Origin of the sequence: Pseudomonas sp. Z4-7 (assembly GCF_051131965.1) — a bacterium.
GTDB lineage: Bacteria > Pseudomonadota > Gammaproteobacteria > Pseudomonadales > Pseudomonadaceae > Aquipseudomonas.
Genome location: NZ_CP071642.1, coordinates 1,538,776 through 1,553,814 on the forward strand (window position 1 = coordinate 1,538,776; position 15,039 = coordinate 1,553,814).

A 15,039-nucleotide genomic window follows, 5' to 3' on the forward strand; every position below is an offset into this window, starting at 1 on the left:
CAGTGTGGGAGCGAGCCTGCTCGCGAAGAGGCCCTTACAGGCACCGGAAGACTTTACTTGGAAAGAAACCGCATCCCTTCCTCCAACCCTCGCAACGTCAGCGGATACATCCGGTCCTCCACCAACTCACGGACGATATTGGTCGAGGCGGTGTAACCCCAGGTGTCCTTCGGGTACGGATTGATCCAGATGAGCTTCTTGTACTTCTCCATGAAGCGCTGCATCCACACATAACCGGCTTCTTCGTTCCAGTGCTCGACGCTGCCGCCGGCCTGGGTGATCTCGTAGGGGGCCATGGCCGCGTCGCCGATGAAGATCACTTTGTAGTCGGCGCCGTATTTGTGCAGCAGGTCCTGGGTCGAAGTGCGCTCCGAGGTGCGACGCAGGTTGTTCTTCCACACCGATTCGTAGACGAAGTTGTGGAAGTAGAAATACTCCAGGTGCTTGAACTCGGTCTTGCAGGCCGAGAACAGCTCCTCGCAGATCTTCACATGGGCGTCCATCGAGCCGCCGATGTCGAACAGCAGCAGGAGCTTGACGGTGTTGCGGCGCTCCGGGCGCATCTGGATGTTCAACAGGCCAGCGTCCCGGGCGGTGTGATCGATGGTGCCGTCGATGTCCAGCTCTTCGGCCGCGCCCTGGCGGGCGAACTTGCGCAGGCGGCGCAGGGCGATCTTGATATTGCGAGTGCCCAGTTCCACCTGGTCGTCGAGGTTCTTGTACTCGCGCTGATCCCAGACTTTCACGGCCTTGCCCTGGCGCTTGCCAGCGTCGCCGACCCGGATGCCTTCGGGGTTGAAGCCGCCGGAACCGAACGGGCTGGTGCCGCCGGTGCCGATCCACTTGTTGCCGCCGGCGTGGCGTTCCTTCTGTTCTTCCAGACGCTTCTTGAACTCTTCGATCAGCTTGTCCAGACCGCCCAGGGACTGGATCTGTGCCCGTTCCTCATCGGTCAGGGAGCGCTCGAACTCCTTGCGCAACCAGTCCTCGGGAATCAATGCCTGCAGATGATCATCAAGTTTTTCCAGACCATTGAAGTAAGCGCCGAACGCGCGGTCGAACTTGTCGAAATGCCGTTCGTCCTTCACCAGGATGGCCCGGGACAGGTAATAGAACTCGTCCATGTCGGCGAAGATCACCCGCTGTTTCAGCGCGTTGATCAGGTCCAGCAGTTCGCGCACCGACACCGGCACCTTGGCGGCGCGCATCTCATTGAACAGGTTAAGCAGCATGGCAATCGCCCTCGCTCTTGTTGGACGAAGAGGATCAGCGAGTGCCGCGACGGCTCATGAACGCCAGGCGCTCAAGCAATTGCACGTCCTGTTCGTTCTTGACCAGGGCGCCGGCCAGCGGCGGGATAGCCTTGGTCGGATCACGCTCGCGCAGCACCGCTTCGCCGATGTTGTCGGCCATCAGCAGCTTGAGCCAGTCCACCAGTTCGGAGGTGGAAGGTTTTTTCTTCAGACCCGGCACCTTGCGCACGTCGAAGAACACGTCCAGCGCTTCGCTGACCAGGTCTTTCTTGATGTCCGGGTAGTGCACGTCGACGATTTTCTGCAGGGTGGCGCGGTCGGGGAAGGCGATGTAATGGAAGAAGCAGCGGCGCAGGAAGGCGTCCGGCAGTTCCTTTTCGTTGTTGGAGGTAATGATGATGATCGGGCGCTGCTTGGCCTTGATGGTTTCGTCCGTCTCGTAGACGTAGAACTCCATCTTGTCGAGTTCCTGCAGCAAGTCGTTGGGGAACTCGATGTCGGCCTTGTCGATTTCGTCGATCAGCAGGATGACCCGCTCTTCGGACTCGAACGCTTCCCAGAGCTTGCCCTTCTTCAGGTAGTTGCGCACGTCGTGGACCTTGTCCACGCCCAGCTGTGAATCACGCAGGCGGCTGACCGCATCGTATTCGTAGAGGCCTTGGTGGGCCTTGGTCGTGGACTTGATGTGCCAGGTGATCAGGCGCGCGCCGAAGGACTCCGCCAGTTGTTCGGCCAACATGGTCTTGCCGGTGCCCGGTTCGCCCTTGACCAGTAACGGCCGTTCCAGGGTGATGGCGGCGTTCACCGCCAGTTTCAGGTCATCGGTGGCCACGTAGGCGCGGGTGCCTTCGAACTTCATCTGCAAATCCTCGAACGGTGTCGCCGGCCCGGCGAGGCGGGGCGCGCGAAATAAATGTCGTGCCCGACTATAACGCGCGGCCCCGCCGACTGTGAACGCAGACGCTGTATTCAGTCTCTGAATGGGGCGTCACATGTTGACTCAGTCTCGGCGTCTTGCCAGTATTGCCTATCGCCAAATCGGCGATACATTCGATGGCATGTCCACTAAATATCGATTCAGAGATACCTATCGCATCCAATTGCGGGAAAGGGATCATCCACCTCCCCATGTCCACCTCACCGGTGGCGGAGTGGATGTCGTCCTGGGCCTAGAGACCGTTGAAGTCATGATGGGCCGCGCTCCGCCATTGATTATCAAGGAAGCGCTGGACTGGGTCCGGGCCCATCAGGCGCAACTGCTGGAGGATTGGCAACGATGCTACCCATGAAACGGCCGCGGCTAATGGCCGTGCAGCCTTTATTGCCGTTCAGTCTCGAACTGACATTCATCGACGGTCAACAACTGAGGCTGGACTTGAGCGCCGATGTGCAAAGTTATCCGGGCTTGCAGCCATTGCTTGAAGACGGTGCGTTTGGTGGCGCAGCCCTGGGCGACGACGGCTGGAGTGTGGAGTGGCCGGACCTGGATATCCAGATCGGCGCCGACACCTTGTATTTCAACGCATTGGCCCAGAATGCCGCGGATGAAAACACCCGTATTTTCATCGATTGGCGCGCCCGAACCGGGTTGCCATTAAACAAGGCGGCCGAAGCGCTGGGGGTCAGTCCGCGCAGTATCACTCGCTACAGCAGCGGCCGTGAGGCGGTACCGCGATCGCTGGCTCTTGCATGCCTGGGCTGGGACTCTCTGCAACGCGGTACGGGCCGGGCGGTGGCGGAGCAAAAAGGTCGCTACGTTGTCACTCCCAAGACCTAGTCTTTGGAGGGCGGCGGCTGTTCATAACGGGCATTGAAGGCCTGGACGAAACCGTTGCGCAGAATCTGCAGGAAGGCTTCGAAGGCGCTGATGTTCTGCTGATGCACGTTGCCGCTGAGCTCCACGCGAGTGGCGAACTGGTTCTTGCTCTGGTTTTTCAGGGCGGTTTCGCCCGTGCCGACCAAGGCTTCCCAGACCGAGCGGAAGATGTTCTTGTTCTTGTTTTCGACGTCCTGTTGCCAGTCGAACACGTCCACATCGCGAAGCAGCGGCTTGATGTAACCGCTGAGCCGGGCGTTATCGGCTTCGGCCTCGACTACAAGGTCGCCGTGGCCGGCGTTGAAATCGAACTTGCCATAGGCCGCGGCAAAGTCGTTCAGGCGCTTGAGCTCGATGTTGGTGGCGCGCAGGCGGAAATCGAAATCCTCGAAGTCGCTCAATGGATCGAAGGTTGCCTGGACTTCCAGTGGCGCATGCTCGGCCACCAGGGCCTTGCCTTCGAAACGGGCGTCGCGCTTGCCTTCGGTGTCGACCACATTGGTCAGGTTATAAAAGCTGGCGTTGACGTTGGTAGCTCGCAGATTGACCGGTGGTTTGGAGTTGAAGTTGCGAAACGTGGCCTTGCCGTCGCTGATCCGCACCTCGTTCAGGGTGATGGGCATCAGTTTGCTCAATTGTTCACGCCAATTGGTACCCCGGCCGGTCTGGGAGTTCTGCCGGTTGGGCCCGCCGTCAACGAAGTTGACCTCGGGATGGGTGAACTCCACGGCGGCCACCACCGCATGGTCATACCAGAGCGAGTGCCAGCTCACGGACAGGTCGACCAGTGGCGCGTCGACGAATGGCACCGGGATCTTGCCATCGACCTTGACGATTTTCAGGCCATTGATCCGGTAGGCGCCGCGCCAGAGCGCGAGGTCGACATCGCTGACCTGGCCGCGGTAGTCGCCCATGTCCGCCAATTTGTCGTTCAGGTAGTCGCGCACCAGATAAGGCAGCGCGAAATGCACGGCCACCAGCAGTGCAACGATGGCGACGAAGGCCCACAGTGGCCAACTGTATCGACGCTTCATGTCAGTAGTCTCCGTTGTTAAAGCCATTGACTCTCGTAACAACTGGAACGTTCGCTGCAACTGGACGCCCTTTGGCAACAGGCTTACCTTTAAGCGCTAAATTCCCTCTGCATTAAGGACCCGGTCATGAGTCGTATATACGCTGACAACGCCCATTCCATAGGCAATACGCCACTGGTGCAGATCAACCGCATCGCCCCGCGCGGCGTGACCATCCTGGCGAAGATCGAAGGGCGCAACCCGGGTTATTCGGTCAAGTGCCGGATCGGCGCAAACATGATCTGGGACGCTGAAAGCTCAGGTCGTCTCAAGCCCGGCATGACCATCGTCGAGCCAACCTCGGGTAATACCGGCATTGGCCTGGCGTTCGTCGCCGCCGCCCGTGGCTACAAGCTGATGCTGACCATGCCGGCGTCCATGAGCATCGAGCGGCGCAAGGTGCTCAAGGCGCTGGGCGCGGAGCTGGTGCTCACTGAGCCGGCCAAGGGCATGAAGGGCGCCATCGAGAAGGCCGCCGAGATCCTCGCCAGCGACCCGTCGAAATATTTCATGCCGCAGCAGTTCGATAATCCGGCGAACCCGGCGATCCATGAAAAAACCACCGGTCCGGAAATCTGGAACGATACCGATGGCGCGGTGGACGTGCTGGTCGCGGGGGTGGGTACGGGTGGAACCATTACCGGGGTCTCTCGGTATATCAAGAACACCTGTGGCAAACCGATCCTGTCGGTGGCGGTGGAGCCCGAGGCGTCGCCGGTGATTACCCAGGCGATGGCGGGGCAGGAGATCAAGCCGAGCCCGCACAAGATCCAGGGGATCGGTGCGGGTTTTGTGCCGAAGAACCTCGATCTGTCGATTGTCGACCAGGTCGAGCGAGTGACCGATGAGGAGTCCAAGGCCATGGCCCTGCGCCTGATGCAGGAAGAGGGCATCCTTTGCGGCATTTCCTGCGGCGCAGCCATGGCCGTGGCGGTGCGCCTGGCGGAAAAACCGGAAATGCTGGGCAAGACGATCGTGGTGATCCTGCCTGATTCGGGCGAACGGTACCTGTCGAGCATGTTGTTCAGTGACCTGTTTACCGAGCAGGAGACTCAGCAGTAACTGAACGCTGGATTTAGCGGCGGAAGGCTCTTGTGGCGAGGGAGCTTGCTCCCGCTCGACTGCGAAGCAGGCGCCCGGGATTGAGGCGTGCCGCCGATTGCAGGGGCGCGCTTCGCACGCCAGCGGGAGCAAGCTCCCTCGCCACAAAAAGATCTCGCCCTCTGGAGGGCAGGTGGAAGATCGTTCGATGCGTCAGCCAAGGTTCAGCTGACGCATGTTAACAAGGGCTTTGTTGCGTAATCCTCAACAGTGAATGTCGCGTCTGACGATGTTTCATCTGCATGAGGATATCTAACATGGCCAGCCGCCGCGTCGGGCTGATGGCGCTGCGCAATTCAAACAAGGAGTTGAAAGAAATGAGCGTTTCGTTTGTCGCCAAGGCCTCGGTGTTGCTGCTGTTTGTGGGCAGTACGCTTTTTGTGCATTTGCGTGGCAAGGCGCGTCTGCCGGTGTTGCGCCAGTTCGTCAACCACTCGGCGTTGTTTGCCCCTTACAACGCCTTGATGTACTTGTTTTCCAAGGTGCCCTCCAAACCCTATCTGGATCGCCGCGAGTTTCCTGAGCTGGACGTCCTCAAGGAAAACTGGCAAGTGATCCGCGACGAAGCCATGCACCTGTTCGACGAGGGTTATATCCGCGCCGCCGAGAAAAACAACGACGCCGGTTTCGGTTCGTTCTTCAAGAAAGGCTGGAAGCGCTTCTACCTCAAGTGGTACGACAAACCGCTGCCGTCGGCCGAGTTGTTGTGCCCCCGGACCGTCGAGCTGGTCAATCGGATTCCCAACGTGCGTGGCGCGATGTTCGCCCTGTTGCCGGGGGGCAGCCACCTCAATCCCCATCGTGACCCGTTCGCCGGTTCCCTGCGATATCACCTGGGGCTGTCCACGCCCAACTCCGATGATTGCCGGATCTTCGTCGACGGGCAGGTCTACGCCTGGCGCGACGGCGAAGATGTGATGTTCGATGAAACGTATGTGCATTGGGTCCGCAATGAAACAGACCAGACGCGCGTGATCCTGTTCTGCGATATCGAGCGTCCCCTTAAAAATCCCTTGATGACTCGTTTCAATCGCGCCATCAGTGCCTTCCTCGGCCGCGCCACCGCGCCGCAAAACCTGGACGACGAGCACGTCGGCGGCATCAACCGCGCCTATGCCTGGAGCAAGACGTTCAGCGACGGCATCAGCGGTCGGGTCAAGCAATTCAAGCGCCGGCATCCCAAGGCCTATCGGATGATGCGACCGGTGTTGGCGGTGACAGTGTTGACGGCGCTGGGCTACTGGTTGTTCGTTTAAACATTGCGTTACACATCTGGCGCTGGTTATAGTCGGCGCTCGGTCTTCGGACCCATCCCTCAAGAGATCGGCTCATGCCTGCATTCCCATTCACCGCGGTTGTGGTTCCAGCGTTCAACGCTGGCGTCGTGCCGTGCGGGAATCCGCAGCCTGAGCAGATCGGTCAATACCCTCCACCTGTCGGTCGCTCACCGGTATACGCCTGCGTATCACCGCCGGGTGTTGGCGTTCGGGGCTGATCGGCAACGGTTGCCGTTCCCTGTGCCTGCCTGAAAAACGACTGGATTTCAGCTTCGGCTGAGTTGGCTTTTTGCCTGACTACAGGTGGTTTTCATGTTTTCCTTTTCCAAGAACGCCTTATTGGCGACGGCTTCCACGAGTCTGTTCGTTTTGTTGTGGAGCAGCGGAGCGATCTTTTCCAAACTGGGCCTGGCCCACGCGTCACCCTTCGCTTTCCTGCTGATCCGTTTTGCGATTGCGCTGTGCGCGCTGGTGCTGTTGATCCCGCTGTTGAAGTTCAAGCTGCCGAAGGCTGGCAAGCCGATGCTGTACGCGGCGGCGACCGGCCTGGTGTTGTTGGGTGCCTATCAGATTTTCTATCTGCTGGCGCTGCAATTGAACGTTACGCCCGGTGTGATGGCCACGTTGATGGGCGTACAACCGATCCTCACCGTGGTGCTCATGGAGCGCCAGCGTTCCTGGCAACGGATGTTCGGCCTGGCGCTGGGCCTGGTGGGCTTGATCATGGTGGTGTACCAAGGCATTGGCCTGGCTGGCATGTCGTTGACGGGCATGCTGTGCGGGTTGCTGGCGCTGGTGAGCATGACGGCAGGTTCGATCATGCAGAAACGCATCACCGACAATCCCCTCGGTACATTGCCGGTGCAGTACCTGGCCGGGCTCTTGCTGTGCGTGGTGTTCGTGCCGTTTCAACCGTTTCACTTCGAGCACAATGCGGGGTTCATCGTGCCGGTGTTGTGGATGGGGCTGGTGGTGTCGGTGTTGGCGACCTTGTTGCTCTACCGCTTGATCGCCCGGGGCAACCTCGTCAACGTCACCAGCCTGTTCTACCTGGTGCCGGCAGTGACGGCGATCATGGACTACCTGGTGTTCGGCAATCGGCTGGCGTTGTTGAGCCTGCTGGGCATGGTGCTGATCATCGTCGGGTTGGTATTTGTGTTCCGTAAGAGCCGCTAGCCGATAGATATCTATTGATTGCACCGCTGCTTTCGCGAGCAGGCTCGCTCCCACAAGGGTTGCAATTGACCCTGTGGGAGCGAGCCTGCTCGCGAAGCTTTTTTGGCCACACCGATGAATTACCGGCTAGACGCCCCAGGCTTCAACACCAGCCACAACGCCGCCGCAATCAACACCCCGCCATACAAATGCGCCATCCCCAACGGCTCATCCAGCAACAACGCGCCCCACAGCACGCCGAAAGGCGGGATTAGAAAAGTCGTTGTCATGGATTTGACCGGACCGATAGAGCTGAGCAAGCGGAAATACAGGATGTACGCCAGCGCGGTGCAAACCAGGCCCAGCCCCAGCAACGATAGCCAGACGCTCCAGCCGCCCCAACTGGCCGGCGGTTGGCTGACGACGCTGTAACCGAACAACGGCAACAGGAAAACCGTGGCGCCGAACATGCTGCCCAGGGCGGAGAGGCGGCTGTCCAGCCCACCTTGATGGTCGAGCCAACGACGGGTGAGGAAGCCGGCAAAACCATAGCAAGTGGTGGCGAGCAAGCAGGCGAGGGCACCCATCAGTAACGGGTGGTCGAATGCCACCGGGCCGGCACCGGTCAGGATGCCAACGCCGAACAGGCCGAGGAACACCCCGCTGACCTTGGCCACGGTGAGTTGCTCGCTGAAAAACAACCCGCCGATCAACACGCCCATCAACGGTGTGGTGGCGTTGAAGATTGCCGAATAACCGGCCGGCAACACCTGGGCGGCAAGGGAATAGAACGTTGCCGGAATGCCCGAGTTGATCAGGCCCAGCACCATCACCGCTTTCAGCTTGCCGCGAAAATTCCAGTCGATACGCATCAGCGCAAGAATGACCAGCAGGCCGACGAAGGCAATGGAAACGCGGAAAAAAGCCGTAGGAATCGTGCCAATCACCGGGGCGATGATGCGCATGAACAGGAAGCTGGCCCCCCAGATGGCGGCCAGCGACAGCAAGCGCAGGGTGTCGACGAGATTCACGAGATGCGTCCTTCCTTGATCGGGCCGCAAGTGTCGCCCCGCCAAACACCGATGGCAATGGTTGCGTTGCCGCTTGATTGGCCTCTAAGCTCAGTCGCCAATAACAAGCATGACCCGCCGAGGTTTTCCCTATGTCGCAGCCATGGCCCGCCACCGATATCGCCCGTTCGATTCTCGACGGCTTCGATGATTACCGTGAGCAATTCCGGCACATCACCGATGGCGCCCGTGCCCGGTTCGAGCAGGCGCAGTGGCAGGAGGCGCAAGCGGCGTCGGCGGCGCGCATCAACTTGTATGAAGAAAAAGTCTTCGAAACCGTGGCCAGGCTGCGCAACACCTTCGATGCCGAGGCCTTGATGGATGTCGGTTGCTGGCCGCTGGTGAAAAGCGCCTATATCAGCCTGATCGACCTGCGGTTTGACGATGAGCTGTCGGAGACCTGGTACAACTCGATCTTCTGCGGCCTGTTCAGCCATGACCTGATCAGCGACGGCACCATGTTCATCCACACCACCCGGCCGAGCCTGCGCCGTGCCCGTGCGGCCCAGACCCGGACCTACAAACCCCAGGGGCAACTGGACAGGATGCTGGCGGCGATTTTCGCCGACTATCGCTTCAGCGAGGACTACGCTGACCTGCCCGGCGACCTGCAACGCCTCGAAAGCCAACTGCGCGAGAACCTGCCGGATTGGGTCTGCAAGGATCCGGAACTGACGGTGGAGTTGTTCTCCTCAGTGCTCTACCGCAACAAGGGCGCTTACCTGGTGGGGCGCATCTACACCCGTGACGACCAATGGCCGCTGGTGATCCCGCTGCTGCATCGCGAGGGGCGCGGCATCCAGATCGACGCGCTGATTACCGACGAGGCGCAGGTGTCGATCATTTTCTCGTTCACGCGTTCGTATTTCATGGTCGATGTGCCGGTGCCGGCGGAATTCATCGGTTTCCTCAAGCGCATCCTGCCGGGCAAGCACATCGCCGAGTTGTACACGTCCATCGGTTTCTACAAGCACGGCAAATCGGAGTTCTACCGGGCGCTGATCAACCACCTGGCGAATACCGACGACCAGTTCATCATGGCCCCGGGCGTGCGCGGCATGGTCATGAGCGTGTTTACCCTGCCGGGCTTCAACACGGTCTTCAAGATCATCAAGGACCGTTTCTCACCGTCGAAAAACGTCGACCGGGCCACGGTGATCGAGAAGTATCGACTGGTGAAAAGCGTCGACCGGGTCGGGCGCATGGCCGACACCCAGGAGTTCGCCGACTTCCGGTTTCCCTTGAGCAAATTCGAACCGGCCTGCCTGGAGGAGCTGCTGGAAGTGGCGCCGTCCACGGTGTCGGTGGACGGCGACACGGTGCTGATTCGCCACTGCTGGACCGAACGCCGGATGACGCCGCTGAACCTCTATCTGGAAAACGCCAACGAGGCTCAGGTACGCGAGGCGCTGGAGGATTATGGCCTGGCGATCAAGCAACTGGCGGCGGCCAATATCTTCCCCGGCGACATGCTGCTGAAGAATTTCGGCGTGACCCGCCATGGCCGCGTGGTGTTCTACGACTACGATGAAATCTGCTTCCTGACCGAAGCCAATTTTCGCCACATCCCGCAGCCGCGTACACCGGAAGACGAAATGGCCTCCGAGCCCTGGTATTCCATCGGGCCGCTGGACGTCTTCCCCGAAGAGTTTCCGCCGTTCCTGTTCGCCGACGCCGGGCAGCGCAAGCTCTTCGACCAATTGCATGGCGAGCTGTACAACGCCGATTACTGGAAAAGCCTGCAAGAGGCGATTCGGGCGGGGAAGGTGATCGATGTGTTCCCGTATCGGCGCAAGGACCTGGACAGCGAATAATCGCCCGGCAAACAAAGCCCCTGTGGCCTGCGGCTTATAGTCTGTGGTCTGTGGTCTCTGGCTTTTGTGGCGAGGGAGCTTGCTCCCGCTGGACTGCGCAGCAGGCCCCTGCGTTCTGTCCGTCACATCGCGGTGCCGAATACAGCTGGGGGCTGCTTCGCACCCCAGCGGGAGCAAGCTCCCTCGCCACAAAAGCGCTAGCGCTCGGCGTCCGGTGCGCAAATCTGCGACAATCGCTCCCTTGCTCAAACCGACGACCCCTGCGTACCTGATGACTGACCAAGCCCCCGCTATCGACAAACTGCTGAAGAACCTCGATCACGCCATGCTCGCCGACCGTCACCGGTTGCGGCGGCAGTTGCTCGAGCTGCGCAAGAAACCCGACGAGGCCAAGCTGGCCCAGTGGGTGACGCGCATGCAGGCATCGTGCGACCAGGTGCTGGCGCGCAAGGCGAGCGTGCCGTCGATTCGCTACGATGACAACTTGCCGATCGCGGCCAAGCGCGACGAGATCAAAGAGGCGCTGCTCAAGCATCAGGTGTTGATCATCGCCGGCGAAACCGGCTCGGGTAAAACCACCCAGTTACCGAAAATCTGCCTGGAAATCGGTCGCGGCCAGCATGGCTTGATCGGCCACACCCAACCACGCCGGATCGCTGCCCGCAGCGTGGCGAGCCGGGTCGCCGAAGAGCTTGGCACGCCGCTGGGGGCATTGGTGGGTTACCAGGTGCGCTTCGAGGACCAGAGCGATGCCAATACCCTGATCAAGCTGATGACCGACGGTATCCTGCTGGCCGAGACCCAGAACGACCGCTACCTCGAACGCTATGACACGATCATCGTCGACGAGGCCCACGAACGCAGCCTCAACATCGATTTCCTGCTCGGCTACCTCAAGACCCTGTTGCCGCGCCGTCCGGACCTGAAGGTGATCATCACCTCGGCGACCATCGACCTGGAACGCTTCTCCAAGCACTTCGATGACGCGCCGATCGTCGAAGTCTCGGGCCGTACCTTTCCGGTGGAGACCTGGTATCGCCCGTTGACGCTGGAGCAGGACGAGGAGGGCAATCGGGTCGAGGACGACTTGACCGTCGACCAGGCGATCCTCGCCACCCTCGATGAAATTGCCGCCCATGAACGCAGCGAGCGCCGCAGCCCCGGCGATGTGCTGGTGTTCCTGCCGGGCGAGCGGGAGATTCGCGACGCGGCGGAGATGCTGCGCAAGGCCCAGCTCAAACACACCGAAATCCTGCCGTTGTACGCGCGACTGTCGCCGGCCGAACAACAGCGGATCTTCCAGTCCCACCCGGGCCGCCGCGTGGTGCTGGCAACCAACGTCGCCGAAACGTCGCTGACCGTGCCGGGTATCCGCTACGTGATCGACAGCGGCACCGCGCGCATCAGCCGCTACAGCTACCGCGCCAAGGTCCAGCGCCTGCCCATCGAAGCCATTTCCCAGGCCAGCGCCAACCAGCGCAAGGGCCGCTGCGGACGAGTCGAGCCGGGGATTTGCGTGCGCTTGTACAGCGAAGAGGATTTCCTTGGCCGGCCGGAGTTTACCGATCCGGAGATCCTGCGCACCAACCTGGCGGCGGTGATCCTGCAGATGCTGCATCTGCGCCTTGGCGAGATCACCGACTTTCCGTTTATCGAGCCGCCGGACGGCAAGGCCATCAGCGACGGCTTCAACCTCCTGCAAGAGCTTTCGGCGGTAGACCGCAACAGCCAGTTGACGCCGTTGGGGCGTCAACTGGCGCGCTTGCCGGTGGACCCGCGCATGGGCCGCATGTTGCTGGAAGCGGCGAAACTGGGCAGCCTCCAGGAAGTCCTGATCGTCGCCAGTGCCATGTCGATCCAGGACCCGCGCGAACGCCCGCCCGAGCGCCAGCAGGCCGCCGACCAGGCCCACGCGCAGTGGAAGGATGCGGACTCGGACTTCGCCGGGCTGGTCAATCTGTGGCGCGGCTTTGAAGAACAGCGCCTGGCCCTGACCGCCAGCCCCCTGCGTAACTGGTGCCGCAAGAACTTCCTGAATTACTTGCGCCTGCGTGAATGGCGCGATTCCCATCGCCAGTTGAGCCTGATCTGCCGCGACATGCAGTTGAGCCTCAATAAGGAACCGGCCGACTATCCGAAACTGCACAAGGCGGTGCTCTCGGGCCTGTTGAGCCAGATCGGCCAGAAAACCGAGGACGGCGATTACCTCGGTGCGCGGCAGCGACGCTTCTGGGTCCATCCCTCGTCCGGGCTGGGCAAGAAGCGCCCGCAGTGGCTGATGACCGCCGAACTGGTGGAAACCACCAAGTTGTATGCGCGCATGGTGGCGAAGATCGAACCGGACTGGATCGAACCGCTGGCCGGGCACCTGATCAAGAAGAACCACTTCGAGCCCCATTGGGAGAAGAAGCGCGGGCAAGTGGTGGCTTACGAGCAGATCACTTTATTCGGGCTGATCGTGGTCGGTCGCCGGCCGGTGCATTACGGGCCGGTGGACCCGGTGGTGTCCCGCGAACTGTTCATCCGCGAGGCGCTGGTGCGTGGCGAAATCCAGTCCCGGGCCAAGTGCCTGAGCGCCAACACCCGATTGCTGGAGCAGCTTGACGAACTCGAAGCCAAGGCCCGTCGCCGCGACATCCTGGCGGATGAGGAGACCCTCTTCGCGTTCTACGATGCACGCCTGCCCGCCGAGATCCACCAGACCGCGACGTTCGATAGCTGGTACCGGATCAACAGCCAGAAAGACCCGCAGTTGTTGATCATGCGCGAAGAAGACGTGCTCGCTCGCGAGGCCAGCGAGGTGACGGCCAATCTGTATCCCGACACCTTGCGCGTCGGCGACCTGACCTTGCCGTTGAGCTATCACTTCGAGCCCAACCACCCGCGCGATGGCGTGACGCTGCGGGTACCGGCGCCGCTACTGCCGATGTTGCCGCCGGAGCGCCTGGAATGGCTGGTGCCGGGGATGATCGAGGCCAAGTGCATTGCCCTGGTGCGCAACCTGCCCAAGGCCTTGCGCAAGAACTTCGTGCCGGTGCCGGACTTCGTCAAGGCGGCGCTGCAGCGCATCACGTTTGCCGAGGGCTCGCTGCCGCAGTCCCTGGGGCGTGAGCTGCTGCGCATGACCGGCGCGCGGGTCAGCGACGAAGCCTGGGCGGAAGCGGCGCAGCAAGTGGAAAGCCATTTGCGCATGAACCTGGAAATCGTCGACGGCCAAGGCAAGTTCCTCGGTGAAGGCCGCGACTTGGCCGAGCTGACCGCGCGTTTTGCCGAAGCCAGCCAGGCCGCGTTGGCCGTGCCGCAGACGGCGAAGAGTCAGGAACCGGTGGAAGCGAAAATCTTTGCGCCAGTGGCGGAAAAAACCCAACAGAAGATCGCCGGGCTGTCGATGACGGTGTACCCGGCGCTGGTGGAAGAGGACGGCGTGGTCAAGGAAGGCCGTTTCCCGACCCCGGCCGAAGCCGAGTTCCAGCATCGCCGCGCCTTGCAACGCCTGCTCATGCAGCAACTGGCCGAAACGGCGAAGTTTCTTCGCGGCAAGCTGCCCGGCCTGACCGAACTGGGCCTGCTGTATCGCGAACTTGGGCGCATCGACGGTCTGGTGGAAGACATTCTGCTGGCGAGTCTCGACAGTTGCGTCCTCGACGGCGAGCCGAGCCTGCCACGCGACGGCGCCGCGCTGGCGGCACTGGCCGAACGCAAGCGTGGCGGCTGGACCGAACATGCCGAACGCCTGGCCAGGCTGACCCTGGATATCCTGAAACTCTGGCACGGCCTGCAAAAACGCTTCAAGGGCAAGATCGACCTGGCCCAGGCCGTGGCGCTGAACGACATCAAGCAGCAGCTCAGCCACCTGGTGTATCCGGGCTTCGTGCGTGAAACCCCGCATCAATGGCTCAAGGAACTGCCGCGCTACCTCAAGGCTATCGAGCAACGCTTCGAGAAGCTCGGCAGCCAGGTGCAGAAGGACCGGGTCTGGAGCGGCGAGCTGTCCAACCTCTGGGCGCAATACCAGGCCCGCGCCAGCAAGCATGCCCAGGAAGGCAAGCGCGATCCGCAGCTGGAACTGTACCGCTGGTGGCTGGAGGAATACCGCGTATCGCTGTTCGCCCAGCAACTGGGCACCAAGGTGCCGATCTCCGACAAACGCCTGAGCAAGCAGTGGGGGTTGGTGGAGGGCTGATGGAGTAACGCCGCATAACCCCTGTGGGAGCGAGCTTGCTCGCGATGGCGGCGTATCAGTCGACATACATGCAAGCTGAACCACCGCTATCGCGAGCAAGCTCGCTCCCACAGGTTTCATCCCTGGTGAAAGGGAGAATGGGCCAAACGCCAGCGTTTATGGCAAACTTCGCGCCTATAAATGCCGGTCCCGTGGTTTTGGCTTCAATGTCACGGGCGGATCGGAATAAAGCGATGCCAGGTCTGCTCCCACGGGATGGGAAAGACCCTTTGCGTGTTGGTACGTCGGTGCCAATAC

11 protein-coding genes are annotated in these 15,039 nt (G+C 61.0%); 7 read left to right on the plus strand and 4 right to left on the minus strand.

The genetic code is table 11. The annotated features are described in order from the left end of the window. Positions 1–53 precede the first annotated feature (53 nt). Together J3P91_RS06820 and J3P91_RS06825 are read right to left on the minus strand one after the other, a co-directional pair. Positions 54–1,232 carry a vWA domain-containing protein gene (locus J3P91_RS06820; RefSeq protein ID WP_305496176.1) on the minus strand — a complete coding sequence of 393 codons (1,179 nt, stop codon included), beginning with the start codon at positions 1,230–1,232 and terminating at the stop codon, positions 54–56. A 34-nt stretch (positions 1,233–1,266) separates the two neighbouring features. Beyond that, on the minus strand, positions 1,267–2,112 hold the full coding sequence (locus tag J3P91_RS06825; protein WP_304550908.1) for an AAA family ATPase: 846 nt from the start codon (positions 2,110–2,112) through the stop codon (positions 1,267–1,269). Between the two features lie 199 nt (positions 2,113–2,311). On the opposite strand from J3P91_RS06825, the gene J3P91_RS06830 reads away from it, so the two are divergent. Together J3P91_RS06830 and J3P91_RS06835 are read left to right on the plus strand one after the other, a co-directional pair. Next, complete coding sequence (locus J3P91_RS06830) at positions 2,312–2,542, plus strand: DUF4160 domain-containing protein (protein ID WP_434605010.1); 231 nt, start codon at positions 2,312–2,314, stop codon at positions 2,540–2,542. Next, positions 2,530–3,030: a DUF2442 domain-containing protein gene (locus tag J3P91_RS06835; RefSeq protein ID WP_434603070.1), complete on the plus strand. Its 501-nt coding sequence runs from the start codon at positions 2,530–2,532 to the stop codon at positions 3,028–3,030. Before J3P91_RS06830 ends, J3P91_RS06835 begins: the two co-directional genes overlap by 13 nt. On the opposite strand, the gene J3P91_RS06840 is transcribed toward J3P91_RS06835, so the two are convergent. After that, positions 3,027–4,103, minus strand: a complete 1,077-nt coding sequence (locus J3P91_RS06840) for a DUF748 domain-containing protein (protein WP_434603071.1) — start codon at positions 4,101–4,103, stop codon at positions 3,027–3,029. The genes J3P91_RS06835 and J3P91_RS06840 overlap by 4 nt on opposite strands. 126 nt (positions 4,104–4,229) lie before the next feature. On the opposite strand from J3P91_RS06840, the gene cysK reads away from it, so the two are divergent. The 3 genes from cysK to J3P91_RS06855 all read left to right on the plus strand — a co-directional run bounded on the left by cysK (position 4,230) and on the right by J3P91_RS06855 (position 7,696). Beyond that, entirely contained in the window at positions 4,230–5,204 is a 975-nt protein-coding gene (gene cysK, locus J3P91_RS06845; protein ID WP_434569459.1) for a cysteine synthase A, read from the plus strand. Between the two features lie 356 nt (positions 5,205–5,560). Continuing rightward, positions 5,561–6,499 carry an aspartyl/asparaginyl beta-hydroxylase domain-containing protein gene (locus J3P91_RS06850; RefSeq protein WP_434605012.1) on the plus strand — a complete coding sequence of 313 codons (939 nt, stop codon included), beginning with the start codon at positions 5,561–5,563 and terminating at the stop codon, positions 6,497–6,499. Positions 6,500–6,832: 333 nt separating this feature from the next. Beyond that, on the plus strand, positions 6,833–7,696 hold the full coding sequence (locus J3P91_RS06855) for a DMT family transporter (protein ID WP_434603072.1): 864 nt from the start codon (positions 6,833–6,835) through the stop codon (positions 7,694–7,696). A 119-nt stretch (positions 7,697–7,815) separates the two neighbouring features. On the opposite strand, the gene J3P91_RS06860 is transcribed toward J3P91_RS06855, so the two are convergent. Further along, entirely contained in the window at positions 7,816–8,706 is an 891-nt protein-coding gene (locus J3P91_RS06860; RefSeq protein ID WP_434603073.1) for a DMT family transporter, read from the minus strand. A 131-nt stretch (positions 8,707–8,837) separates the two neighbouring features. Between J3P91_RS06860 and aceK the strand changes: the two genes are divergently transcribed. After that, positions 8,838–10,559: a bifunctional isocitrate dehydrogenase kinase/phosphatase gene (gene aceK / locus J3P91_RS06865; protein ID WP_434603074.1), complete on the plus strand. Its 1,722-nt coding sequence runs from the start codon at positions 8,838–8,840 to the stop codon at positions 10,557–10,559. Positions 10,560–10,830: 271 nt separating this feature from the next. Further along, the gene (gene hrpA, locus J3P91_RS06870; protein WP_434603075.1) at positions 10,831–14,742 is read left to right on the plus strand and encodes an ATP-dependent RNA helicase HrpA; all 3,912 of its coding nucleotides are present in this window, start codon (positions 10,831–10,833) and stop codon (positions 14,740–14,742) included. Positions 14,743–15,039 lie beyond the last annotated feature (297 nt).